At 34.0% G+C, this 25,026-nt stretch carries 21 protein-coding genes; 10 read left to right on the forward strand and 11 right to left on the reverse strand.

Going from position 1 to position 25,026, the window contains the following annotated elements; genetic code table 11:
* Positions 1 to 96: 96 nt before the first annotated feature.
* From ppk1 to L3049_RS03855, 3 genes are all read left to right on the forward strand, one after another.
* Positions 97 to 2,190, forward strand: coding sequence for a polyphosphate kinase 1 (gene ppk1 / locus L3049_RS03845; protein WP_275108469.1), 2,094 nt, complete (start codon positions 97 to 99; stop codon positions 2,188 to 2,190).
* A 36-nt stretch (positions 2,191 to 2,226) separates the two neighbouring features.
* Entirely contained in the window at positions 2,227 to 2,730 is a 504-nt protein-coding gene (locus L3049_RS03850) for a SixA phosphatase family protein (protein ID WP_275108470.1), read from the forward strand.
* Between the two features lie 735 nt (positions 2,731 to 3,465).
* Positions 3,466 to 4,032: a YdeI/OmpD-associated family protein gene (locus L3049_RS03855; protein ID WP_275108471.1), complete on the forward strand. Its 567-nt coding sequence runs from the start codon at positions 3,466 to 3,468 to the stop codon at positions 4,030 to 4,032.
* Between the two features lie 199 nt (positions 4,033 to 4,231).
* On the opposite strand, the gene L3049_RS03860 is transcribed toward L3049_RS03855, so the two are convergent.
* From L3049_RS03860 to L3049_RS03875, 4 genes are all read right to left on the reverse strand, one after another.
* Entirely contained in the window at positions 4,232 to 6,595 is a 2,364-nt protein-coding gene (locus L3049_RS03860) for a type IA DNA topoisomerase (protein WP_275108472.1), read from the reverse strand.
* 114 nt (positions 6,596 to 6,709) lie between these two features.
* Positions 6,710 to 7,111: a response regulator gene (locus L3049_RS03865; protein ID WP_275108473.1), complete on the reverse strand. Its 402-nt coding sequence runs from the start codon at positions 7,109 to 7,111 to the stop codon at positions 6,710 to 6,712.
* 30 nt (positions 7,112 to 7,141) lie between these two features.
* Positions 7,142 to 10,759 carry a BamA/TamA family outer membrane protein gene (locus L3049_RS03870; RefSeq protein WP_275108474.1) on the reverse strand — a complete coding sequence of 1,206 codons (3,618 nt, stop codon included), beginning with the start codon at positions 10,757 to 10,759 and terminating at the stop codon, positions 7,142 to 7,144.
* A gap of 41 nt (positions 10,760 to 10,800) precedes the next feature.
* Positions 10,801 to 11,733 carry an SdiA-regulated domain-containing protein gene (locus L3049_RS03875; protein ID WP_275108475.1) on the reverse strand — a complete coding sequence of 311 codons (933 nt, stop codon included), beginning with the start codon at positions 11,731 to 11,733 and terminating at the stop codon, positions 10,801 to 10,803.
* Between the two features lie 181 nt (positions 11,734 to 11,914).
* On the opposite strand from L3049_RS03875, the gene L3049_RS03880 reads away from it, so the two are divergent.
* The 5 genes from L3049_RS03880 (at position 11,915) to L3049_RS03900 (ending at position 16,652) form a co-directional block, all read left to right on the forward strand.
* Positions 11,915 to 13,108 (forward strand): Pycsar system effector family protein, encoded by a 1,194-nt coding sequence (locus tag L3049_RS03880; protein ID WP_275108476.1) that lies wholly within the window; start codon positions 11,915 to 11,917, stop codon positions 13,106 to 13,108.
* A gap of 80 nt (positions 13,109 to 13,188) precedes the next feature.
* Complete coding sequence (locus L3049_RS03885) at positions 13,189 to 13,890, forward strand: 16S rRNA (uracil(1498)-N(3))-methyltransferase (RefSeq protein ID WP_275108477.1); 702 nt, start codon at positions 13,189 to 13,191, stop codon at positions 13,888 to 13,890.
* Between the two features lie 3 nt (positions 13,891 to 13,893).
* On the forward strand, positions 13,894 to 14,553 hold the full coding sequence (locus tag L3049_RS03890; RefSeq protein WP_275108478.1) for a DUF4159 domain-containing protein: 660 nt from the start codon (positions 13,894 to 13,896) through the stop codon (positions 14,551 to 14,553).
* A gap of 129 nt (positions 14,554 to 14,682) precedes the next feature.
* Entirely contained in the window at positions 14,683 to 15,885 is a 1,203-nt protein-coding gene (locus tag L3049_RS03895) for a 6-phosphofructokinase (protein WP_275108479.1), read from the forward strand.
* Between the two features lie 122 nt (positions 15,886 to 16,007).
* The gene (locus tag L3049_RS03900; RefSeq protein WP_275108480.1) at positions 16,008 to 16,652 is read left to right on the forward strand and encodes a hypothetical protein; all 645 of its coding nucleotides are present in this window, start codon (positions 16,008 to 16,010) and stop codon (positions 16,650 to 16,652) included.
* A 10-nt stretch (positions 16,653 to 16,662) separates the two neighbouring features.
* On the opposite strand, the gene L3049_RS03905 is transcribed toward L3049_RS03900, so the two are convergent.
* From L3049_RS03905 to L3049_RS03920, 4 genes are all read right to left on the reverse strand, one after another.
* Complete coding sequence (locus tag L3049_RS03905) at positions 16,663 to 16,848, reverse strand: type II toxin-antitoxin system antitoxin (RefSeq protein ID WP_275108481.1); 186 nt, start codon at positions 16,846 to 16,848, stop codon at positions 16,663 to 16,665.
* 9 nt (positions 16,849 to 16,857) lie between these two features.
* The gene (locus L3049_RS03910) at positions 16,858 to 17,712 is read right to left on the reverse strand and encodes an SPFH domain-containing protein (protein ID WP_275108482.1); all 855 of its coding nucleotides are present in this window, start codon (positions 17,710 to 17,712) and stop codon (positions 16,858 to 16,860) included.
* A gap of 104 nt (positions 17,713 to 17,816) precedes the next feature.
* The gene (locus L3049_RS03915; protein WP_275108483.1) at positions 17,817 to 18,056 is read right to left on the reverse strand and encodes a hypothetical protein; all 240 of its coding nucleotides are present in this window, start codon (positions 18,054 to 18,056) and stop codon (positions 17,817 to 17,819) included.
* A gap of 112 nt (positions 18,057 to 18,168) precedes the next feature.
* Positions 18,169 to 18,759 carry an RNA polymerase sigma factor gene (locus tag L3049_RS03920; RefSeq protein ID WP_275108484.1) on the reverse strand — a complete coding sequence of 197 codons (591 nt, stop codon included), beginning with the start codon at positions 18,757 to 18,759 and terminating at the stop codon, positions 18,169 to 18,171.
* Between the two features lie 203 nt (positions 18,760 to 18,962).
* On the opposite strand from L3049_RS03920, the gene uvrA reads away from it, so the two are divergent.
* A complete protein-coding gene (uvrA, locus tag L3049_RS03925) occupies positions 18,963 to 21,752 on the forward strand; it encodes an excinuclease ABC subunit UvrA (RefSeq protein ID WP_275108485.1) in 2,790 nt (929 codons plus the stop codon).
* 32 nt (positions 21,753 to 21,784) lie between these two features.
* Here uvrA and L3049_RS03930 read toward each other — a convergent pair whose 3' ends face one another.
* Positions 21,785 to 22,216: a hypothetical protein gene (locus tag L3049_RS03930; protein WP_275108486.1), complete on the reverse strand. Its 432-nt coding sequence runs from the start codon at positions 22,214 to 22,216 to the stop codon at positions 21,785 to 21,787.
* Positions 22,217 to 22,254: 38 nt separating this feature from the next.
* The gene (locus L3049_RS03935) at positions 22,255 to 23,112 is read right to left on the reverse strand and encodes a hypothetical protein (protein ID WP_275108487.1); all 858 of its coding nucleotides are present in this window, start codon (positions 23,110 to 23,112) and stop codon (positions 22,255 to 22,257) included.
* Between the two features lie 247 nt (positions 23,113 to 23,359).
* Here L3049_RS03935 and L3049_RS03940 point away from each other — a divergent pair, with 247 nt between their 5' ends.
* The gene (locus tag L3049_RS03940) at positions 23,360 to 23,881 is read left to right on the forward strand and encodes a hypothetical protein (protein WP_275108488.1); all 522 of its coding nucleotides are present in this window, start codon (positions 23,360 to 23,362) and stop codon (positions 23,879 to 23,881) included.
* 36 nt (positions 23,882 to 23,917) lie between these two features.
* Here the strand turns inward: L3049_RS03940 and L3049_RS03945 are convergent, their stop codons facing one another.
* Complete coding sequence (locus L3049_RS03945) at positions 23,918 to 24,922, reverse strand: dihydroorotate dehydrogenase-like protein (RefSeq protein WP_275108489.1); 1,005 nt, start codon at positions 24,920 to 24,922, stop codon at positions 23,918 to 23,920.
* Between the last annotated feature and the right edge of the window lie 104 nt (positions 24,923 to 25,026).

Here is a 25,026-nt window from a genome sequence, read left to right on the forward strand (position 1 = left end):
TAAATCAATAAAAACAAGGTTCTACTTTCTAATAATAGAAAGCAAAAATTTGCTTATTTTTATCTGTACAGATAAACACACCTTAGCAAATTACATATGCCAAAATATCAGTTCCTTAATAGAGATTTAAGTTGGTTGTCCTTCAATAAACGAGTTCTTGAAGAGGCTGCTAATGCAAATCTTCCTCTTTACGAAAGAATAAAATTCCTTGCAATTTACTCTTCTAACCTCGATGAATTTTATCGAGTTCGTGTGGGAACATACAAGCGCTTTACCGAATTGCCTGCTGAAGACAAGTCAAATTTAAGAGAAAATCCAGATGCAATTCTAAAAAACATCAACGCCGAGGTGGATCGCCAACAAAATAAATTTGGTCAGATTTTTACTCAGGATATTATACCAGCTCTAAAAGAGAACAATATAATTCTCTATCGTGACGAAGAACTATGTGATGAACATCACCAGTTTGTTAAAGATTTCTTTCTCGACAATTTATTGCCACACGTGCAACCAATGCTTTTACTCAAAAAGCAAATACAACCCTTTCTACAGAATAATGTAGTATACATTGCAGTGAAACTCTTTAAAAAGCGAAGTAAAAAAGAAGAAGAAGGTGAGCCGAAGGTTCGCAGATCACGATATGCAATTATAAAAGTTCCGAGTCATCGTTTTGCTCGTTTTATTGAATTGCCAGAAAAAGATGGTAAGCATTACATCATGTTTCTAGATGATATCATTAAGAAAAGGATGAAAGTTTTGTTTCCTGGCTACAAAATTGATTCAAGTTATAGCTTTAAACTAAGCCGAGATGCCGATTTATTAATTGAGGACGAATACTCTGGAGACTTGATTAAAATGATTGAAAACAGTCTAAAAAAGCGAGAGATTGGTACTCCTTCCCGCTTTTTATATGATGAAAGCATTCCTAAAGATTTTTTAAAATTCTTAAAAGATTCCTTTAATCTTGTGGGCAATAACATGGTTAAGGGGGCTCGCTATCATAATTTTCAGGACTTCTTTGGATTTCCAAATCCTAATCACCCCGAATTGGAGCGGGAATCGACTCCACCTATAAAAGTGAAAGCTTTACAAGTGAACAAATCGATATTTAAAGTCATAGGTAAAAAAGATCATATTCTCCATTTCCCATATCAATCATATGAGTATGTCATTCGCTTTTTGAATGAAGCTGCTCTTGATCCTAAGGTAGAAGAAATTAAGGCCACACAATATCGAGTTGCTGAGAATTCTGCTGTTGTAAATGCATTAATTAATGCAGCCCTGAATGGAAAAAAAGTAACTGTTCTTGTTGAATTAAAAGCAAGATTCGACGAAGAAGCTAATATGAATTCGGCAAGAACAATGACGAAGGCTGGTGTTAAAATCATTTACAGTTTGCCAGGGCTAAAAGTTCATGCAAAAATTGCTTTAGTCATCAGAAAAGAAGATAAAGAGGACTACGCCTACTTAAGTACAGGAAATTTTAATGAAAAAACGGCTCGTATTTATGCTGATCATGGATTATTTACTTCTGATGAGCTTATTATATCTGAACTAAAGCAGCTTTTTGATTATTTGGAAAACCAAACTCCTGGCTACGAGTTCTCTAAACTTATGGTAGGTAAATTTAATTTGCGCTCTGGACTTGCAGCTTTAATTGACCAAGAAATTGAAAATGTAAAAAACGGTGGCAAAGGACATATCATTCTTAAGATGAATGGCCTTCAGGAAAGAAACATGATTACTAAATTATATGAAGCTAGTGAAAAGGGAGTAAAAATAGATTTAATAATTAGAGGTATTTGTTGCTTAAAGCCTAACAAAACTTACGCAAAAAACATTAGGGTAATTCGTATTGTTGATCAGTACCTAGAGCATGCGCGTGCCTTTTATTTCCATAACAAGGGAGAAGACTTATTGTATTTATCATCAGCCGATTGGATGAATCGAAATCTTCACAGAAGAATCGAGTGTGCTTTTCCAATACAGGATCCTAAAATCAAAAAAGAAGTCTTAGATATTATCAAAATTCAATTGAAAGATAATGTAAGCGCTCGCATTTTGGATAGCAAACTAAATAACCTTCCAATACCATTAAATGGAAATGAAAAATTAATTCAATCTCAATTAGAAATTACCCAATACCTAAGCAAGAAAGAAATTGTTAGAAAGCCCAAAACAAATGTATAAAAATCAGATCCAATAATAAACAAAACCCCACAGCCCATGAAACGACTTATTCTTGTTCGACATGCTAAAACAGAAGTAATTCGATACGATATTACTGACTATCAGCGAAGCCTAAAAGAGAGAGGAATTAATGACTCAAAGTTGATTGCTAACAAGCTGTTTTTAAAAGATATTATTCCTGGTTTAATAATATCGAGCCCTGCTAACAGAGCTATAGAAACTACTCTATTATTTGCGGATATTTTAGGATATCCGACAGAAATGATAGAAAAAATTGATGATTTGTATGATGGCTTTACAACGCAGGAATTCTTAGGCATGCTTGATCAATTAGGAAAAGATCATGAAACAGTTATGATTGTTGGGCATAATCCTACTATTGAATACTTGGCATTTAATCTGACCGAAGAATTTTACGAAGCAGTTCCAACTTGTACCGTAATTGGTATTGAGTTTAACATCGAAGAATGGAAAGATATTGAGGTTAGAACTGGAAAACTTTCCTTTTATGAATATCCTAAAAAATATAAGGAAGCCTAGGCTATTGAATTTATTTCAAAGTTGTAGGTAATACTTTAAGATCAAAAGATAAATTTTGAGATAAAAATATTAATGATTATTAGCTGTTTAGCAGCCTCTTACTTGTTTGTTAAGTTGGTATATAAAGACGTATCACCATTTTAAAAGTTGAATTTTGGATCACCTTGATAATTTCTTCATTATTTCTATTTTCTATTTATCCATTTATTCTTGTGTTTACAATGTTTTATGAATCTAACACACCAAATAGAAAATTCAACTCAGAAAATTGGAAATTAAACGAGAGCCAAAGGATAGAATTAATTGACGATTTAATCGAAAAAAAAACAACTAGCTAGCTTATTGGAAAAAGAAGTGATTGATTTACTAGGAGAACCATTAACAATTTGTGGTTATTTTTTTAGCTCAGGAAGAGACATGATATATTATTTAGGTCCAAATAGAAGTCTCATAGGTATAGATAGTAAGTGGTTATTAATATGAATGGAAAATGATCATGTGAAAAAATACGAAATTCGGATTGATTAACAACGTACTACCTACAACAAAAGCAAAATTTTCATGGGCGTTGATGTGCAGTCCGAAAATTTAGTGCAATTAATCCAGACGAGTCGGGATTAGCAAGCCAATTCAATTGGGTTTGTAAAATTATAATAAAGTAAATTTAATCGGCTTGCTTACTTGGCGCATTGATAAGCTAACTGTAAACGATCTCCCTGTACATACAATAAAGAAATGAACGAAATATCAACTCAATACTTTGTTGACAGAAAAGAATGGAGAAAGTGGCTCGAAACAAATTTTGAGGCCAAAGATGATATTTGGTTAGAATATCCATTAAAGAAGACAGGTAAGGAACGTATTTTGTATAATGATGCGGTTGAAGAAGCCCTCTGTTTTGGATGGATTGACAGTACTCTTAAATCATTGAACGAAGAGACTACTATTCAAAGGTTTTGTAAACGAAGAAAAAACTCGACTTTCTCACAGCCAAACATAGAACGCTTGAAGTGGCTCTTTGAGAACAACTTGATTCACAAGTCAATTGAGAACAACGTTTTAAAAACAATTCAACAAGAATTCGTTTTTCCGAAAGACATAATAAAGTACTTAAAGTCGGAAAAAGCTGTTTGGCAGAATTATCAAAATTTTTCAGAATCATACAAACGAATCAGAATTGCATACATTGCCTGTGTAAGAAAAAGACCTGATGAATTTAATAAACGCTTGAAAAACTTCATTGAAAAGACGAAAGAAAATAAGCTGATTAAAGGCTTTGGTGGAATTGACAAGTACTACTGACAATAAAAACTAAGGCCAAAATACACTTTCTACCATCTGGCTATCAGTCACTTGAATGGATTTTCGCTTTTAATTATGCTTGGTTTATGTTAGAATAAAAGTGCGGTAACAGTAAATAATAAATGTAAATAGATTTGGTCAGGTAGCAGCCATAAATCACCATCGTAAGCATGCGAGACCGTAATCCTCTTGGGAGTGATTACTGCCTCCCAAAGATAATTTTACCCTGATTATCTAGAATCAACTTCCCATTTACTGTTTCCTGCGATTGTGGATCTTTAAAACCTTTAATTAATCCAGTTTTTCCTTGTGTGGCCAGTGATTTTATTTGGGCTTCAGTTAATTTTTTATCCATAAATACAAATGGCACAATAAACTTACAACCATTCCTGTAATTGGAACATCCGTAGGCAGCGTTTCCTTTTAACAAACTACCTGTTTTACACACAGGACAAGTCCAAACTTCTGGCTCATCTCCAATAAAATCGATACTAAAATCTGGAGCGAAGGCTAGGTGTCCATTTTGCTTTTTCCCATCAATCTCAAATCCTTTTATTTTAGGCGTTTTTTGTTTTAAAACTAAGGCTTCCACTTGTTTGTCGGTTAGCTTTTTACCTGCATATTCAAAAGGAATTCTAATTTTACAATCATTACCCCAATTGGTGCATCCCCAGGCAGATTTGCCTTTTAGAATTTTACCTTCCTTACATTTCGGGCAAGACAGTTCTTTCTTTTCTTTTGGCTTTGCTTTTGCTTCTGCTTTTTTTCTGGCTTTTTCTTTTTCTTCATCAATCACTTCTATTTGACTGATATTTTTGCGAGACTTCACATCCCAGACAATGCCAACAACCATTTGCTTCAATTCAAGCATAAATTGATCTACTTCATATTCTCCTTGCTCAATATCTCTCAGTTTCTTCTCCCACATACCTGTCAATTCAGCTGATTTTAAAAGTTCATTCTGAATGGTATCGATTAACTGAATACCCGCAACTGTTGCAACAAGTCGTTTCTTCTCTTTCTTGATGTATTTACGTCGGAAAAGTGTTTCAATGATATTTGCACGCGTTGATGGACGTCCAATACCATTTTCTTTCATCAGCTCTCTCAACTCATCATCATCAACCTGCTTACCAGCTGTTTCCATAGCACGCAGCAATGTCGCTTCTGAATAATATTTAGGTGGTTGTGTTTGCTTCTCGGCTAAATCAGGTACATGTGCTCCACTCTCTCCTTTTTCAAAAACAGGTAAAATTGTCCCTTCTCCTACATTACTATCCTTCGAGAAAAGCACGCGCCAACCTGGCTCTACAATTTGTTTTCCTGTTGCCTTAAAATCAATATTTGTAACCTGCCCTAAAACTGTTGTGTGACTAACTTTACAGTCAGGATAAAACACAGCTATAAAACGACGCGTTACCAAATCGTAAACTTGTTTCTCCTCGTATCGTAATCCTCCTGGTTGAACTCCTGTAGGAATAATAGCATGGTGATCGGTAACCTTTTTATTATCAAAAACCTTTTTAGATTTACGTAATTTTTCGCCCAATAAAGATTCAGTAAACTCCTTATATGGGGTCAATTTCTTTAGAATTTCCGGAATCTTCTTATAAATATCATCAGTAAGATATGTGGTATCAACCCTTGGGTAAGTCGTTAATTTTTTCTCATACAAACTCTGAATAATACGTAAAGTTTCTTCTGCGGACAAATTCAGTTTTCTGTTACAATCAACTTGTAAAGACGTTAAGTCATAAAGCTGTGGTGGTAATTCTTTCCCTGCTTTTCTTTCAAAAGAAACAACTTCAAAAGGTTCTGTTTTTATCTTACTAAGAAACTCAACACCTTCCTCTTTCTTATCAAATCGCCCTCGCGTTGCTGAAAAAGTAACATCACGATATACTGTTTTAAGTTCCCAATAATTCTGAGGAACAAAATTATCGATTTCTTTCTGTCGATTTACAATCAAAGCTAAAGTAGGAGTTTGCACACGCCCTATTGAAAGAACATTCTTACCACTACCATACTTAAGGGTAAATAATCGAGTTGCATTCATCCCTAAAAGCCAATCTCCAATTGCTCTCGATGAACCAGCTGCATATAAACGATCAAATTCTTTACCTTCTCTTAAATTTTCGAATCCTTCACGTATTGCCTCTTCGGTAAGAGATGAAATCCATAAACGCTTAATTGGTACATTACATTTTGCTTTATGAAGTACCCAACGCTGGATCACTTCTCCTTCCTGACCAGCATCACCACAGTTTATGACTTCTTCAGCCCCTTCGATCAATTTCTCCAGAACATCGAACTGCTTTTGAACACCGGTATCATCAATTACTTTAATAGCAAAACGTCCCGGAATCATTGGTAAATCATTTAAATGCCAATATTTCCAATTAAGATTGTATTCACCAGGTTCTTTAAGTGTACACAGGTGCCCAAATGTCCAAGAAATCTGATAACCATTTCCTTCATAGTATCCATTTTTCTGACTTTTAGCCCCTAAAATCATTGCAATTTCACGTGCAACACTTGGTTTCTCGGCTATACAAACTTTCATCCGTTAATCTTCTAATTTTTTAGGCTAGGTATTCCTGACTATTCAATCTATAACTTCTAATTATGTCTACAAAAATAATGGAATAAGTAGTTTTTACTATTACTACTATCAAATTTATTTTTTATCTACATTAACCCATTTCTCTATCATCATGAACAAATCCATTTTCGAAACAGGTTTCGAGATATAATCATTCATTCCTGCTTCTTTTGATTTGGTCTTTTCATCACAATAAGCATTAGCAGTCATAGCTATAATCGGTCTTTTAAAACCATTTTCTCTTAGCGCTACAGTTGCCTTGTAACCATCTATTATGGGCATTTGTAAATCCATAAAAACCATCAAGACGGAATCTTTGTTCTGAAGATAAAAGTCAATCGCTTCTTTCCCATTTTTAACCCAATCGGTTGGGATATTGTCCATCTCTAGCAGGCGCGATATAATCTTACCATTTACAAAATCATCCTCAACCAATAATATTCGGCCATCTTTCAAATCTGGCTTTTCGTCATTCATTTTTTTCGCTTTTTTTATCTGCAAAACTATTTAAAACATATATTTAAATTCAATTGAGAATATATCATCTTCAACTGAGTGACTAAAATTAGCTGTTACCACCATTAACTTATAAGGTGTTAACCAAAATCCACCACCATAACCATGATGCCATTCATTCGATTTCTCATCTTCAACCCATACACGACCAAAATCATTAAATCCAAGAATTCCAAATTCTCCGTTTAACAAATAGGACTTAAAACGTGCAAGACGAAGTCTCAAATCTGTATTTTGATAAACCATATCATCTCCTGCAAAACGTTCTTGTCGGTATCCTCTTAAATTCGATTTTATGCCCAATCTATTTGCCTGCGCAAAAGAGTAGCCTTTTGTATTGTGTGCAGCACCGAAGCGCATGGCTAAAATGGTTCGTTGTGGCCTGCCAAAACTCAAGTACATTCGTAAATCGGTTTCCATTTTTTGAAAATCACGATCATTATCTTTTAATCCATTATAGTATTTCCATGAAGACGACCAGTAAATACCTCGCGAAGGAACTATCTTATTATCACGAGAATCCCACAAATAGCTTACCTTAAGACCTACATATTTTCTTGTGCTAAAATCTGTTAATGAATTTAAATTGTTATCCAAATTTGAAAAATCGGTAACAAATCGATCTGGTGTGGCCTTTAATTTTAATTGCTGATAAAAGGCACCAATGGCAATACTGTGATTTTTACCAAGCCATCTCCTAAAGCTAGAATTAAACTCAAATCGAGCCATTCTGATTCTATTGTAACGATCATCATCACTTTTGATGTTCTTTGTCTCATTTCCTAAACCATAATAATACCCTTGAAAATTTGGCGTATTGTAATGCACGTCAGTTAAGAAATCCGTTTTTCTATAAACCTCTCTAAATTCTCCTGAGTATTTTACTTCGACAGAAGGATATGCAAAAGCATAATTGGCAATAAATTTATGCAGTGCTCCATATGGTTCTTTATTATATCCTTGTTTTTTTACATTTACTCCTGCACCTAAAATCAATCCATCGTCACTTACAAAATTAAGGTTCACGCCAGGACTTACCACATCGTATTTAAAGGATTTACGATCGTAGTTATTTACTTCAGAACTTTTCCCCAGTTTATTCTTAAACTGTCCCTTCCCTTTAATATTTGTTTTCTTTTTGTCGTATAAACTTAGATTTCGTCTTTTGGTATCCTTCAGCTTAAATTTATCTTTTCCTTTTCCACCAATAATTCTCAATTTTATTCCATTCTCTTTATTTCCTTTCAATTCAAACCTATCTTTTCCATCTAATCCAAAGATTCTAACCTCATTGGTCTCTTCTTTCTTAAATGTTCGACTGTATAGAAGATCCTTCTTATTTCCTTTTTTGCTTAATCGATGTGTCTCGACTTTTAATCGTCCATCGGCCAACCAGTTAATATCAAATTGTTCCTGATCATTTGTTCCGACAACATCCACATCCTTTGCCAAAAAAGAATAAAATTCTTCAGCTAAATCTGTCAATTGTTCTCTTCTAGCTTTCAATTTCGCTGTTATTTCCAGTCCTGATATTTCATATACTTCAATTGGCAAACCTTTAACCGATTCTTCAATTACCTCATCAGATAATTTCGATTTCAGTTCTTCAGCCATAGCAATCCAATCTTCTTTTACTTTGGATTGTAAAAAGTTACGATCGAAATAACGCGCGTTAAACCCTAGGCCAACCACATTTTCAACAATCGAATCGAAAACTTGAAATTTTGGGATCAACCATTTACGACGCATTACCTTAGGAATTACACCATCGCTATAAAAAAATACTTGATCTCTATCCCTAGGTATTGGTTTTGCAATGATCTTACCCTCTCTCTCAAAGCTTGCCCAACGCCACTGGTCATCATGCCTATCCCAATCATTTAGGAAAATATCGAACAATCGCGCTCTAAGGACTGCTGTTTCATCAATTCGCAAATCTGAATTCTTAAATCTTTTGGCAAGTAATTTATCCGTACTCAAGATACTTTTGGAATTACCAAAATTGTCCCATCCAGACATATCTCCTTTAGGTCGTTCTTCAAACAAGAAAAGTTCATTCTTAAAATTATCTTGATAAATTCCCAAACGCGGGTCATCAGGCACATACACAATCTTAGGATTGGTATGATAAACGCCAACTGCATTAGCCATTTTTGGAACTGCTAAAGCTGCGTAAGGATAAGATTCTGAAATTCCGTCTTGTACTATTTTAGCAGCTAAAGTTCCTTGAAGACCGGCTGGAATAGCTTTTTCGGTGTACTTCTCAACTGATCGCAACACATATTGCTTTCCATCTTTAGCTTCCAATCTTAAGGAGCGAGTTTGTTGTCCTCCTCCTCGTTTAATTATTTTCAATCCGCCCTTTTCTTTTCCAATATCAAAAACAGGAACCTGAATTGGCGTTTCCCATTCCCTTCGATAATTCGTACCAAAAAACTTTAACTTTAATTTACTATCTGTTTTATAAAGCTGACTTGCTGCAATGGTAATTGTACTATCTGAAAAACAAATCTCTTTGTACTTTTCAAGTAAATCTTCAGCAGTAGGTACATCTTTGGTATATAATTTCTCACGATAAGCTAAATGCTCTTCTTTATTTCCATTCTCACCCACCGTCCAGAACTCTAGCCAAACTTCATTATTCGAATAAAAATTTAAACGTGTGAACCCAACTTCACGCAAAGCCACATCCATTTTTTTCTGAGATACGTATTCACTTTTGCTTCCAGAACCAGATACAATAAAAAATGATCCATCTTTTTTAGCAAATTGCAGGCTATTATCGTGAGCAGAAACACTTATCAAATTATCGTGCCCAACACCAATTTTACGTGCCATATATCGCATTTGCTTGTAAAAAGGGTAAGCAAAGTCTTGAGGTGTTCCGAACAATTTACGATACAATTCAACAGGACCTGGGAAAGCAAAATTACCGCCATGATTTCCTGCACTATAAACGGGATGGTGCGAAGCAAAAACAATCTTCTTGTTCTTATTCCTCTTTATTGCATCGCTAAGTAATATTAAAAAGTCAGACGTATTCTCTAATCCACATTCGGCCTCTGGCTTATCTCCTAAATGCAACCACCATTGAGAATCAACAATTAGCAAGACAACTTCATCTGTTAAATCAATTTCTATTGGCCCAGGACATCCACCTGATGGAAGAAAAACATCTCCTCTATCAAGATAATCCTCAACAAATGTTTCTAAATTCATTAAGGCTTCCCAACCATGCTTTCTGCCCTGATTCCATTCTTTCTCTCCTGGAATAAAAATTAGCTCTCCAGAAAAATCTTTAACCGAATTTAGTAAACTCACTAAATGTGGATCTCCTGAATCGATTTCTTCAACAGTTTCTTTTGCATACTCTTTCGAAATTGAATTTCCTAAAAATACAACTGTTCCTTTTTCATTCACCTCATTCATTTGACGCTTCAACATATCGATGTTCGCATCGATAATCGGGCCTTCTCCAATATCGCCAACAAAGAAGATCGAATGATCAAGTAAAACCTGAGAAGGTTTCTGCGTCAGATCCTTTTTTTGTGCAAAAACAGCTGCCGCTGATAATAATACACAGATATATATAATAATTATTCTTTTCATGTGTAATCGTATTTTTTCAAATTACAAGAGCATTCGCACAACTACTTCAAATAATTGAATTCATAAATATTAGCCTTTGATCCTTTTCCTTCATTGGATATAAACATACGTCCATCAGGAGCAAAACAAATACCTTCTGGTTGACGAAATAACTTCCGTTTTAATTTCACAATCGCCAAGAGTTTTCCTTCTGGATTTAAAACGACCAACAATTTTCCAACCGAACCAATAACATATAAATTCCCAGTAATTGGATGTACAGCAATTGCAGAAGGCTGAAAAGTAACATCTCCTTCGGAAGGATTTACTTTCTCCAATAATTTAACTGAAAATATCGTATATGCATTAAATTCTAGGGTTTTTCTTATTTCATCCTGATCAATTAAGAATCTTGGAGCATCGGAGATTTTATTTTCACCTGGATAAAATTCATAAATTGCTCTTTTCCCTTTTAATTTTCTATCATCTCCAGGACTCCCCTTGCAAGCAACCAACAAAGAATTATTTTGGGCATCATAGGCCAAACCTTCGGTATCATTTCCTGCATCGAGAACAGTTTTGCTTTTTACTGATTTAATATTCTTTTTTCGAAAATGATCCACTTCAAATATCGCACCATCAGACCGCAAAACATACACCTTATCACCAATTAATTCTATCCCTTCATAATCACCAGATTTATCAAAATGATACTTCTTAGATATTTCTTTTTTCTCCAAATGATATTTATAGATTATCCCCTTTTCATCATTAACGCACAATAAACTATGATCATTATAATAGGTAAGTCCAGATATTTCACGTAAATCCTCTTTTAATTCAAATTTCTTATCTGCCTCATAAATGGCATAAGGAAATTTATACCCTTCCTCTAATTCATAAATCATTTTGAACTCTTCTGCTTTTTGAGCACAGGAAGTATAAAAAGTAAGAACAGCAATTAAGCATAGGCTAAAAAATAAATATTTCATCATTATTTTCAGGTCTGTATAAAAAATTGATCGGGAACATAAAATTACACAAATAAGGAGCAATTCCCAATAAAAAAGAGGGAAGGAGTGCATTAATCCCAAAATTTCAAATCGGTTTCCGCTATAATGATTATATTTATTCACTACAATTTCAAGAAGTAATTTCAGAAAAAGAAAAAGAGAAATGGATATCATACATGAAGCCGAAGCATTTGCAAGCAATTTAATTGAAAACGGCCATCAAGCTATGTTTACATACCACAATTTGGAACATACTCAAAATGTGGTTAAACAGGCAAAAAAAATTGGATTAGAAACTGGTCTTTCTCCAGAAGAAATGGAAATTCTAATTATTGCCGCTTGGTTTCATGATACTGGATACTATGAAAATTTTGCGAAGCATGAAAAGATAAGTGCTGTACACGCTAAAAATTTCCTAGAAGAGAAAAATTATCCTGAAGAAAAAGTCAAGCAAGTTACAGATGCTATATCGCATACCAAAATACCTCATTTGCCATGTGATGAAAAAGTTTGCAATGTACTTTGCGATGCTGATTTACATCATTTATCTTCGAAGAACTACCTAAAAACATCCGAAAAACTTAGAGAAGAACGCAATGCGATTTTACAGCATGAAATTAGTCCTAAAATATATTGGGAGGAAACCTTAAGATTCTTAAAAGAGCATCATTACCATACCAATTATGGAAAAAAAACTCTTGCTAAAAAGAAAGAGGTAAATTACCAAAAAGTTGTAGAGAAAGTTGCTGGCTATCAAAATAAAGAGATCAAAAAACTAACCGAAATGGTTGGTAAATTGGAACAGCAAAATTACAAACTTAAAACTCCTCAACGTGGCATTGAAACCATGTTTAAGGTAACATCAAGAAATCAAATTAACCTGAGTTCTATTGCTGATAAAAAGGCCAATTTAATGATCTCTGTGAATTCAATAATTATCTCGGCGATCTTTTTTATCTTCAAAAATATTATGGATGTGCCCCACTTTATAATTCCGTGCATTATTCTACTTATTGTCTGCCTATTTACAATTACTTATTCGGTTTTAGCAACAAGGCCAAATGTTACCGACGGAACCTTTTCAGAAGAAGACATTAAGAAAAAGAGAGTGAATTTAATGTTTTTTGGGAACTTCCACCGAATGGAACTAACAGACTACTCTACAGCCCTTAAAGGCGTAATGACAGATTACGATGAACTTTACGATAGCTTGATAAAAGATCAATATTACCTAGGAAAAGTATTGGGTAAAAAATACCGTCTTCTTAGAATATCCTATACAATATTTATGTATGGATTAATTGTATCTGTATTAACGTTTATTATGGCAGCTATCTATCAGCCTATGATTTGGTAATTTTTATCTAAAAAATATTCTTCAAAAGAAATACATGAACTAACTTTGCAACTTCATGTTATTCTTACTTTGGAACACTTATGAACTTATTTTACACACCCAATATAAGCGATCAGTTTTATCAATTGGATGAAATTGAATCTAAACATTGCGTTCGCGTACTTCGATTAAAAGAGGAAGATATCATTCACCTAATAGATGGTAAAGGAAGTCTTTACAAAGCCAAAATAATTGATGCTCATCCGAAAAGATGTACAGTTGAATGTGTTGAAACGACACACGAATTTGGCAAGTTAGATTATCAATTGCATATCGCTCTTGCTCCAACAAAAAACATCGATCGAACAGAATGGTTTATGGAAAAATGCACTGAAATAGGAATCAGTGAATTCACTCCTCTATTGTGCAAACATTCCGAACGAAAAGTGGTGAAGCACGAGCGTTTATTCAAAGTTATAACTTCAGCTGTTAAGCAGTCATTAAAAGCCTATCATCCTGTTTTAAATGAACTAACTAAGTTTTCTGATTTAGTAACAGCTAATTTCGATGGTGAAAAATATATTGCACATTGCAATGAAGGTGAAAAAACTCACCTTAAAAATCTTTATCAGGCAAAACAAAATGTATTGATTTTAATTGGGCCAGAAGGAGATTTTTCAATAGATGAAGTACAATTGGCTAAAGAAAATGGATTTAAAGAAATTTCATTAGGCGAAAGTCGCCTAAGAACCGAAACAGCCGGTGTTGTTGCATGTAATGTTGTAAGCCTAGAAAATCAATAAAATTTGAAAAACAAAGCAATTCATATCGCCATTTTCCTTCTAATCAGCTTTTGTTGTTCAGGCCAGAGTACAACTATCCGTATCGGATTATTAAAATACAATGGTGGTGGTGATTGGTATGCAAACCCAGGTTCCTTGCCCAATTTAATTGAATTCTGTAATCAAAATCAAATTGCTAACATTCACAAGGAGCCACAAACTATAGAAGTAAGTAGTCCTGAAATATTCTCTTTCCCTATTGTCCATCTAACTGGTCATGGCAATATCGTATTCAACAATCAAGAGGTAATTAACCTCAGGAAATATCTTGAAGGTGGTGGATTCTTGCATGTTGACGATAACTATGGCCTAAATGCCTATTTTAGAAGAGAGATAAAAAAGGTTTTCCCAAATGATGAATTGGTAGAACTCCCCTACTCTCATCCTATTTATCACCAGACCTACGAATTCCCAACAGGCCTTCCAAAAATTCACGAACATGATGGTAAAGCAGCCCAAGGCTTCGGTATTTTTCACAAAGGTAGACTAGTCTGTTTTTACACTTACGAATGTGATTTAGGTGACGGATGGGAAAATCCATCTGTTCATAATGATACATACACCAATCATCAGAAGGCTTTAAAGATGGGAGCCAATATAATTTCTTATGCATTTAGTAATTAGACTTATTCTTAATTACCTTATTTTCTGAAGCTAAGCCAAACATCCTACTCTTTCCGTTTGAATTTTCCTTAACAAAATGATATCTTATAGTGATATTACATTGTTTTCAGTCACTTAATCTTTATTACTATGACAGGATCTAAAGCTACGAAGGGAATAATTGGAATTCTAACAGGCGGTGGTGATGTACCCGGATTAAATCCAGCAATACGAGCTGTTACCATTCGTGCGTTAAGAGAAGGGTATAAAGTAATCGGAATCCGTAAAGGATGGAGAGGATTGATAGATTTAGTACGTGATAAAAAAGTTGATAATAGTGAAAACTATGAAGTATTAACCGAAGAATTGGTCAATAAAGTAGGTAGAACAGGTGGTACTTTTTTACATACTTCAAGAGTTAACCCTTCAAAAACGGCAAGAGAGAGAATTCCTATACATTTAAAAGAAAAATACGACGAGGATGTTAACGACCTAACAGAAGAAGTCTTAGCAAATTTAGCATTCCTGAATATTGATTATTTAATTCCTATTGGTGGCGATGACACCTTAAGTTATGGGGTACGGCTTTACAAAGAAGGATTTAAAGTAATAGCCATTCCAAAAACAATGGATAATGACGTTCCAGGAACAGACTACTGCATTGGCTTTAGTACATGTATTACTCGAACAATATCCTTAACTCACAGTTTAAGAACCTCTGCAGGATCGCACGAACGTTTACTTGTTCTTGAAGTTTTCGGACGATATGCTGGATTTACAGCGATCCTACCAACATTGGCTGGTGCTGCAAATCGATGCGTAATTCCTGAATACGATTTTGACATTGAACGACTGACTGAATTAATGATTCAGGATCGCTACTCAAATCCAAGTCGATATTCTGTTGTTCTTATTTCGGAAGGAGCTAGTTTTTCTGGTGAACAAATGATTTTCCAAGACGATGTAATGGATGATTATGGGCACAAAAAACTAGGTGGTATTGGCGACCGAGTATCCGAAAACCTGAAGCTATTATCACCAAAGTATAACAATTCAAAACCCATAAATGTTATCAATCAGAAATTAGGTTACATGGTTCGTTGTGGTGATCCTGATGCAATAGATTCTATCGTGCCAATGGCATTTGGGAATCTTGCGCTCGATTTAATTATTAAAGGGATACATGGTAGATTAATTACTTTACGAAATGGTCGATACGATAATGCTCCAATTGACATCGTAACCAGTACAAAAAAGCTAGTTGATGTCGATCGTTATTACAATGTTGATCGATTGAGACCAAAATACAATAGTTTCGAATTACAGCCATTATTTTTAATGACAGGATTGTAGATATCAAAATGTTTATTACATTTGGGAAACCTTTCGGACTCGGAAGGTTTCTTCATTTAGAAGCACCCCCAAACCATTTTAGAATCCTCTGTTTGTTGTAACACATTACAAATAAATTGAATATGTTGGAATATAATTTCTTAGGCATCCAATTACTGGAATGGATTGGTTATGCCGCATCTGTTTTGGTATTGGTATCCTTAACAATGACTTCTATTGTTAAACTTCGCTGGTACAATCTGGCTGGTGCAATACTTTTTTCTACTTATGGTTTTTTAATTGGTTCTCTTCCTGTAGGGATTATGAACTTCCTTATTGTATGCGCAAACTTGTACAATCTTCGAAAAATGTATAAGCGTGTAGAAGATTTTAAAATCATTGAGATTAAAGAGAACGATGAGCTTTTAATGCACTTTCTAGATTTTTACAAAAAAGACATCAATGGTTTTTTTCCTGATTTTACAATGCAGAAAGGTCAACTTGGTATGTTCGTATTAAGAGATATGGCAGTAGCTGGGATTTTTATTGGGACGCTGCAAAAACAGGAATTACGTATCGAGTTAGATTATGCTCTACCTCAATATCGAGATTTTAAGGTTGGAAGTTACCTATACAAGCAATTAAGCAACATTTTGCATTTACATGATATTAACTCTGTTTATTGCGATACAGGCGCAAATCTTAAGTACATGGAGAAAATGGGATTTGAATCTAACTTGCAAGATGGAAAGTCTATAATGCGAAAATCATTAAAAAAGCCCTCTTAAAGGGCTTTTTTTATTTATCTAATTTGTCGGCATCCGTTGCCCCACTATCTTTTTTTCGACCCGATTCATTCAAAGCCTTATTAAGAATCCATTCGATTTGTCCATTGGAACTCCGAAATTCATCAGCAGCCCACTTCTCCAATTTCTTGTAGATTTCTGGATCTAAACGCAAAACAAAGGATTTTTTTTTCGCCATATTAAATAATTATTGATACAAACTACCTGTATTTAAAACAGGTGTAGCATCTTTATCTGAGCAAAGAACAACCATTAAACTGCTCACCATTGTAGCTTTCTTCTCCTCATCAAGTTCAATTACATCTTTTTCTTTCAATTGCTCAAGAGCCATTTCAACCATACTTACTGCACCTTCTACAATTTTGAATCGAGCCGCTACGACAGCAGTTGCTTGCTGACGACGCAACATTGCTCCAGCAATTTCAGCTGCATATGCTAAGTAATTAATTCTAGCCTCCATCACTTCGATACCAGCAATTGCCAATCTCTCAGACAGCTCTCTCTCCAATAGTTCGCTTACTTCATTTCCTCCTGATCGTAGTGTAATTTCTGCCATTTCATCTTCGAAATTATCATATGGATACGATCCAGCCATACCTCGAATTGCTGCCTCTGATTGGATTGCTACAAAATTCGCATAATCATTAACATCAAAAGTTGCCTTATAGGTATCTTTAACTCTCCAAACCAGAACAACACCAATCATTATTGGATTACCTATCTTATCATTCACCTTTATCGGATCACTATCAAGATTGCGTGCTCGCAAAGATACTTTTCTCTTCGAAAAAAATGGATTAACCCAGAAAAAACCATTGCCTAAAATAGTTCCTTTATAGGCTCCAAACAGTACCAAAACCGAAGTTTCGTTTGGATTTACGATCGTAAAACCAGGAATGCATCCTATTACCAAAGGAATTAGAATAACAAAAAACGGATTCTTTATTAGTACCAATCCGAAAATACCAATTACCAGCATAGTAAGAACAAGGAAAACCATTAAAAATCCGGATTTTGCAGAATAACTCTTTTCTTCTTTCATAATTATTTAGTTTGATATCATTTTGATATCAATATACAACTATTTTTTAAATTAGAAAAAAGAAGCAAAAAAAAAGGCTGAAGTAAATTACTTCAGCCTTCTTATTAGTTTAATGTGATTTCTGCAAGATCTGGAATTTTCAGATTTACATTTTTAGTGGATTGACGAAATCCCAAAATACGATGGACAAGGTTTGACTTTGCATCAACCCTATGCTTATCTAAATAATCAATCAAATCATTAGATTCAAAAACATCAGAATCACCTATTCGATCCATTAGATTAAAGATTTCTTGTCCAGCATTTTTACAGTCTAATTTAAAAAGAGTATAAACATTATCCATAGGCAAATAAAATTTTCATTTCCCTTATAACGCGCTACAAACTTTTTTATTATCCAAAAACAAAAAAGACTGAAAAACTTAAGCTTTTCAGTCTAATTATATCATATCCTTTTTATTGGAAGGTCAAACTCATCTTTCGATCCTCAATTGTCTTCCTCATATTAATTAAAGCATACCTCATTCGGCCAAGGGCAGTATTAATACTCACATCTGTTTGGTCTGCAATTTCTTTAAAACTCAAACCTTTATAGTGTCGAAGAATAACAACTTCTTTCTGATCATCTGGTAATTCATCTACCAAACTACGAATGTCTGAATGAATCTGATCTCGAATCAGTTCATCCTCGTAATTCCCTTCACAATATTTTGAAGAGTTAAAAATATCCAATTCATAATCGTCTTTCGAAAAAGTATTATTTTGCTTTTCTTTTCGAAAATGATCGATAATTAAATTGTGACCAATTCTCAGCACCCAAGCTAAAAATTTACCATTGTCTTGATATTTGCCCATACGGAGCGATCGGATTACCTTTATAAAGGTATCCTGAAATAAGTCCTCGGAAAGCTGATGATTTTTTACGATTAGATAAATATACGTATATACTCTATCCCGGTGACGGGTTATTAGCACATCAATACTATCATGATTACCATCAATGAATTGCTTAACGAGATCATAATCGGTAGGATTATTTTTTCTCAATTTCACAGCTATTTTAAATTAAACAGTGTAAAAATTACTCGATAAGCAGATCTCCTTTTTTAATTGATGGTGAATAAATATGTCTTACAATATGCAATAAACTAATTTTTAATGAGATTTGAAAATGTTTAGAAGTTAAATAACTTTGTAGATTCGTTTTTAGCAATGATACAGGAGACCGAATTTGCACTCGGGTGGAGAATATGACAGAAAAAAATTCAGAAAAATACATCTATATAAAAGGAGCTAAGGTCCATAATTTAAAAAATATTGACTTAAAAATTCCTCGCAATAAGTTTATTGTAGTTACAGGACTTTCCGGTTCTGGAAAATCATCTTTAGCATTTGATACGCTTTATGCAGAAGGTCAGCGTCGTTATGTTGAAAGTTTATCAGCTTATGCACGTCAATTCCTTGGTCGAATAAATAAACCAGAAGTAGACTATATAAAAGGGATACCACCTGCTATTGCCATTGAACAAAAGGTAAACACCCGCAACCCTCGTTCAACCGTAGGTACTTCTACAGAAATATATGATTATCTGAAACTTCTGTTCGCAAGAGTTGGAAAAACCTACTCTCCTATTTCGAATAAGTTAGTTAAAAGACATTCGATTACTGATGTTGTAAATTACATTCTAAAACAGAAAGAAGATGTACCTGTTATGATTCTTGCAGAAATGCACAATGGTGACAGAAGTAAAAAAGAGCAGCTAGAGGTTCTCTCTCAACAAGGTTTTTCGAGAATTGAAATTGATGGTAAAGCACATAAAATATTTGAGGCAATTGAAAATCCGGATCTTCTTAAAATAGATGAACCAATTCATATTGTCATAGATCGAATTCGAGTTTCCTCTGATGAAGATACACAAAACAGAATTGCAGACTCCTTACAAACTGCTTTTTATGAAGGTAAAGGTGAATGCCTATTGTCAATTGACTCAAGCACCAATTACAAATCCTTTTCAAATCGTTTTGAAGCAGATGACTTGACATTCGAAGACCCTAATACACACACATTCAGTTTTAATAATCCAGTTGGTGCTTGTCCTAAATGTGAAGGTTTTGGAAAAGTTATTGGAATTGATGAAGATCTTGTGATTCCAAACAAAACCTTAAGTGTGTACGAAGATGCTGTTGTGTGCTGGAAAGGTGAGAAAATGAAAAAGTGGAAAGAAGTTCTGATCTTTGCTGCTGACAAATTCGATTTCCCTATTCACAAACCTTTCTTCGAGCTTAGCGAAAAACAAAAACAATTACTTTGGACTGGGAATAAACATTTTAAAGGTCTGAACGCGTTCTTCGCCTATGTGGAATCGAAACAATACAAAATCCAATATAGAGTGATGCTTTCACGATATCGTGGTAAAACAACTTGTCCCGATTGTAGAGGAACACGATTAAAAAAAGAAGCAGGATACATTAAAATTGAAGGCATGAGTATTCAGGATTTAGTTCTGATGCCATTAAACCAACTAAAGGAATTCTTTCAAAACTTAACGCTTAACCAAACAAATGAAAAAATTGCTAGCCGCCTATTAATTGACATTAATAATCGCATCAATTTTTTATCTGATGTTGGACTTGGATATCTTACCTTAAACCGGTTATCCAGTAGCCTTTCGGGTGGAGAATCACAACGAATTAACCTGGCAACCTCATTAGGCAGTAGCCTTGTTGGATCACTATATATATTAGATGAACCCAGCATTGGACTACATTCCAGAGATACGGAACTTCTTATTAAGGTACTAAGGCAATTGCGCGACTTGGGAAACACGGTTATTGTTGTTGAACATGATGAAGACATTATTCTAGCAGCTGATGAACTAATTGATATAGGACCATATGCTGGCAGACTTGGAGGCGAGGTTGTTTTTCAAGGAAACTTAAAGGAGCTTAAGAGTTCGACCGATAGCTTAACTGCTAAATACATTTCAAAAACAATGGCTATTCCTGTTCCTGAAACCCGCAAAAAATGGAATAACTATATTGAAATTCTTGGTGCAAGAGAGAATAACTTAAAGTCTTTAGACATCAAGTTTCCTTTAAACACAATGACTTTGGTAACTGGTGTTAGTGGATCTGGAAAATCATCATTAATTAAAACGATCCTCTACCCTGCTCTTAAAAAACATTATGGCGGCTATTCAGACAAAAGTGGACATTTTGATGCATTAAAAGGGGATCTACATATGATCAGCAATGTTGAGTTTGTTGATCAAAACCCAATCGGTAAATCATCTCGATCGAATCCCGTAACCTATCTTAAAGCATACGATGAGATTCGAAAGTTATATGCAGAACAACAAGCCTCAAAATACAGTGGTTTTAAATCTGCTCATTTCTCATTTAATATTGATGGTGGCCGATGTGACGAATGTCAAGGAGAAGGAATTATAAAGGTAGAAATGCAATTTATGGCTGATGTTTATTTACAATGTGAAAGTTGTAAAGGGCGCCGATTCAAAGATGATATTCTTGATGTCAGATATCGTGAAAAGAACATACACGATATTTTGGAGATGACTGTAAACGAAGCGACTGAATTCTTCATGGCATCGGATGGAAGAACAGAGAAAAAAATTGCACAACGATTAAAACCCTTAGTGGATGTCGGTCTAGGTTATGTAAAGCTTGGTCAAGCATCAAGCACGTTAAGTGGTGGTGAAAGCCAAAGAGTAAAACTAGCTTCATTCTTGGCAAAAGAGAAAGCTGAGCCTTGCCTTTTCATATTCGATGAACCAACCACAGGTCTTCATTTCCATGACATTAATAAGTTAATGGATGCTTTCAATGCTCTTATTGCAAGAGGTCATAGTTTGATCGTTATTGAACACAATATGGAAGTTATAAAGTGTGCCGATTGGATTATTGACTTGGGGCCTGATGGCGGAAATAAAGGTGGACAAGTTGTTTTTGAAGGAATACCTGAAGATGCCGTAAAATGTTCCAAATCTTATACTGGACAATACTTACAAGATAAATTATAAAAAAAAAAGGTTCCTAATAGGAACCTTTTTTTTTATAATTCAATACCAAATAGAATAGAAATGCATCCATTTTCTAAGTTCTTTTCAGGATCTTCATCTTTTACAAAACGAATAGAAATAACAAGTGTTTTGGATGTTTCTAAAGTGAAATCATAAAAATCAACATACGCACTTTCTTGATTATCGAAAAGTAAATTATTGTCTGTATCCTTTACTTGAAAATGAATGGTAGGCAAGTTTTCTTCCTTCCCCACAACAATTCGATACTTTTGACCAACAAAAAAGGCTTTGTGTATTTCAACCTCTTCCTCTTCATTCAAAAAAGCACCATTGTAATTTCCATCATGAGCATAATTTTGCAATTTCGGTTTGCAAATTTCCTTTGCAAAATCCCGACATTGAGTATATCCAATATTTACATTGAAAAATAATAAAAGTAGAACTGTAATAATTGTATACTTCATAAAATAATACTTACAATTTACGTTTTAATGACTTTATATTATTGAACTAAATATTCTCTCATTTCACCAACTTTAGCAACTAACTGAACAAAAACCAGAGAATCAACAGATTCTCTAAAGTCATTAGTCTCTTCAGAATTAGTATTCTTTACGCATCTATCAAAAAGTTTTTCCAACTGCAATACATCCATATAAATAGGTTTTATTGTTGGATCAGACTGATTATCTCTTAATACAGTTTTGATACTTTCAAGAGACAATTTTTGATCTAATATTTGTTTGATTAAAAGCTGGTGAGATTCTTCGTCTAAAGAAACACTTTGAGTAGCCAGATAAATACTTTCAACCCAACCTCCAATTAGCATTAAAGCTGCCAAGGAGTATCGATCTTGCTCTCGCAATTGATCACTTGATTCCATATAAATTTCAGAAATGATATCGACAATCAAATCTTTATTGGTTACGTTATTTTCTAAGGTATTAATCTTCTCCTGATCAACCGTTCTAAGAACACCTAAGGACTCTGCCAAGTTACGCGCAACATTTATATATTCTATCGATATTTGATATTGCTCGTTTAGGCTAGCATAACTAAGATCGGCACAATACACTCCCAATGCAATGGCTCTTGACGGACTTGTTGAGTAACCAGGCAAGTTTTCTGTGCTATTCAATAAATTTTCCTGAAAATGAACTCCTGATTTTTTTATCAAAATGGAAATTTCAATTGGGCTTGGTAAAACGAAAAAAATTCGTTTCATTTTTTCTGTATTCTCTTCCATTAACTGGTGTTCCAGCATCTGTTCTTCGGTAATTTTATCCTTATTTTTTGATGAGAATAAATTACACGAAGAAAACAGCAACAAAATACAAATACACGAAATAATAATTCTCATAGTATAGGTGCTATAGATTAACATATTCCTTCTATCAAACTTAATTTACAATTTTTCAGGAATAATATATCATATTTTTAAACAATATTTAAATTTTAGCTTGCGAATAAACGTAAAGCATTGATAATCTAACAAAATTAACATCTTCTTTAATTCTGACAATCAATTTTTTAAATACTTGATTTTAAATTTGAGATGTAAACGAATAAAAAATAGTAATTTCGCATCAAATAAATTAAACTATTTCATGAGCGAAATTAATAAAAAGGATTTACACACAGCAATTATCTTAGGACTAGGCTCTAAGGACAATAAGGTAGTTCTCAATTCAATAAATCAATTACGACAAGAAGGAAAACCCGAAGATGTCAATCATTTATTTGATTTACTTTTAAGCACTCCTACTAGCGAAATTAAAGTGTCTATACTTAATTTTCTTGCAGATCTTAAAATTCAGGAAACAGATAAAATAATTATCGAAGCAATTAAGAATGATAAGTATCTTTCGATACGTAAAAGTATTGTTGAGGTATGTTGGGAGGCAAGTATTGATTTCTCAAAACATCTATCAGTTTTTGTAGACTTGCTTATTGAAGCAGATTTTGAAATCGCTTTTGAAGCTTTTACCGTAATTGAGAATATTACTGAAAAAGTTCCTGAAATGATAAAACCTGTTGAGATGACCAAATTAAAAAATGCTATTCCAGGCTCTTCAGCAGAGAAAAAAGGAATGATTCATGAAGCTATTCATATCATCGATCAGCTATAAAAAATAAAAAAGCCGCTTTTCAGCGGCTTTTGTTTTTTATATTAAAACTTCTTTTTGACTATTCGAAAAGTATTTCATAAACTGAGCTCTCTCGTACATAGCTGAATTTGGAATACTTCCATAATTCAAACTACCTCTAAATTCATCAATCGATTTGAATTCTTTTCTATTCATCCATTTGGATATATCCTCCAAGATATTTGTAATTTGATCGAAACCATTTTCATAAATGGTAGAACAAAGTTGAATCGTTTTAGCACCTGCAAGCAATTGCTTGATAGCCGCTTCACCATCGTGAATTCCAGTGGAAGCTGAAACATCAATACCACGAATTTTATCACTAACCATACCCACCCAACGCAAAGATTTACGAATATCCGCAGGCGAACTTAAAACCTCAGCTGAAGTCATCTCAAGCTTCTCAATATCAATATCTGGTTCGTAAAAACGGTTGAACAGTACCAAAGCATCTGCTCCACCAGCATTCAATCGATTTGCAACAGAAAATAAATTGGTAAAATAGATCCCAATTTTCAAAGAAACAGGAATACTCACCTCTTTTTTAACTGCCTTAAATATATTGTAGTACAAATTCTCATATTCTGTTGAACTCATATTTCTATCGTTAGGAACGATAAATACATTTAACTCGATAGCATCAGCACCAGCTTGTTCAATCTCTTTTGCAAAAGAGGTCCAATCAGAAGAACTTACGCAATTAATACTTGCAATTACAGGTATCGAAACTGCCTCTTTAGCATCTTTAATTAAGCTTAAGTAATTCGATACAGAATTTCCTTTTATGTAGGTCTGAATGTAATCTTCTGCCTCAGGATAACTAACATTTGCAGGATCTTTACTGATCAAATGTTTTGCTTCATTACTAATTTGCTCTTCGAAAAGAGATTTCAGTACAACAGCGCCAGCACCTTTTTCTTCCAATATTTTTATTTTACGAACAGAGTTGGTTAAACCAGAACTGCTAACTACAATGGGATTTTTTAAATTCAATCCCATATAGGTGGTTTCAAGATTTATCATGCTAGTATTCTTTATTTTTTTTTATAAATTTCAAACGTTAACGAACAAATATACTAATTTCAAAAGAGATATTAACATCCTTTTAAGTGACTTAATTCTCTAAA

The sequence above is a fragment of the Labilibaculum sp. DW002 genome (genome assembly GCF_029029525.1).
GTDB classification, from domain to species: domain Bacteria; phylum Bacteroidota; class Bacteroidia; order Bacteroidales; family Marinifilaceae; genus Paralabilibaculum; species Paralabilibaculum antarcticum.

Bases quoted from the DNA above. Each gene is read 5' to 3' on its own strand.
- L3049_RS03940 (WP_275108488.1), top strand. From the start codon at position 23,360: ATGAGCGAAATTAATAAAAAGGATTTACACACAGCAATTATCTTAGGA.
- L3049_RS03880 (WP_275108476.1), top strand. From the start codon at position 11,915: ATGGATATCATACATGAAGCCGAAGCATTTGCAAGCAATTTAATTGAA.
- L3049_RS03895 (WP_275108479.1), top strand. From the start codon at position 14,683: ATGACAGGATCTAAAGCTACGAAGGGAATAATTGGAATTCTAACAGGC.
- L3049_RS03930 (WP_275108486.1), bottom strand. From the start codon at position 22,216: ATGAAGTATACAATTATTACAGTTCTACTTTTATTATTTTTCAATGTA.
- L3049_RS03855 (WP_275108471.1), top strand. From the start codon at position 3,466: ATGAACGAAATATCAACTCAATACTTTGTTGACAGAAAAGAATGGAGA.
- L3049_RS03860 (WP_275108472.1), bottom strand. From the start codon at position 6,595: ATGAAAGTTTGTATAGCCGAGAAACCAAGTGTTGCACGTGAAATTGCA.
- L3049_RS03870 (WP_275108474.1), bottom strand. From the start codon at position 10,759: ATGAAAAGAATAATTATTATATATATCTGTGTATTATTATCAGCGGCA.
- L3049_RS03850 (WP_275108470.1), top strand. From the start codon at position 2,227: ATGAAACGACTTATTCTTGTTCGACATGCTAAAACAGAAGTAATTCGA.
- L3049_RS03935 (WP_275108487.1), bottom strand. From the start codon at position 23,112: ATGAGAATTATTATTTCGTGTATTTGTATTTTGTTGCTGTTTTCTTCG.
- L3049_RS03900 (WP_275108480.1), top strand. From the start codon at position 16,008: ATGTTGGAATATAATTTCTTAGGCATCCAATTACTGGAATGGATTGGT.
- L3049_RS03910 (WP_275108482.1), bottom strand. From the start codon at position 17,712: ATGAAAGAAGAAAAGAGTTATTCTGCAAAATCCGGATTTTTAATGGTT.
- L3049_RS03885 (WP_275108477.1), top strand. From the start codon at position 13,189: ATGAACTTATTTTACACACCCAATATAAGCGATCAGTTTTATCAATTG.
- L3049_RS03915 (WP_275108483.1), bottom strand. From the start codon at position 18,056: ATGGATAATGTTTATACTCTTTTTAAATTAGACTGTAAAAATGCTGGA.
- uvrA (WP_275108485.1), top strand. From the start codon at position 18,963: ATGACAGAAAAAAATTCAGAAAAATACATCTATATAAAAGGAGCTAAG.
- L3049_RS03945 (WP_275108489.1), bottom strand. From the start codon at position 24,922: ATGATAAATCTTGAAACCACCTATATGGGATTGAATTTAAAAAATCCC.
- L3049_RS03875 (WP_275108475.1), bottom strand. From the start codon at position 11,733: ATGATGAAATATTTATTTTTTAGCCTATGCTTAATTGCTGTTCTTACT.
- ppk1 (WP_275108469.1), top strand. From the start codon at position 97: ATGCCAAAATATCAGTTCCTTAATAGAGATTTAAGTTGGTTGTCCTTC.
- L3049_RS03865 (WP_275108473.1), bottom strand. From the start codon at position 7,111: ATGAATGACGAAAAGCCAGATTTGAAAGATGGCCGAATATTATTGGTT.
- L3049_RS03905 (WP_275108481.1), bottom strand. From the start codon at position 16,848: ATGGCGAAAAAAAAATCCTTTGTTTTGCGTTTAGATCCAGAAATCTAC.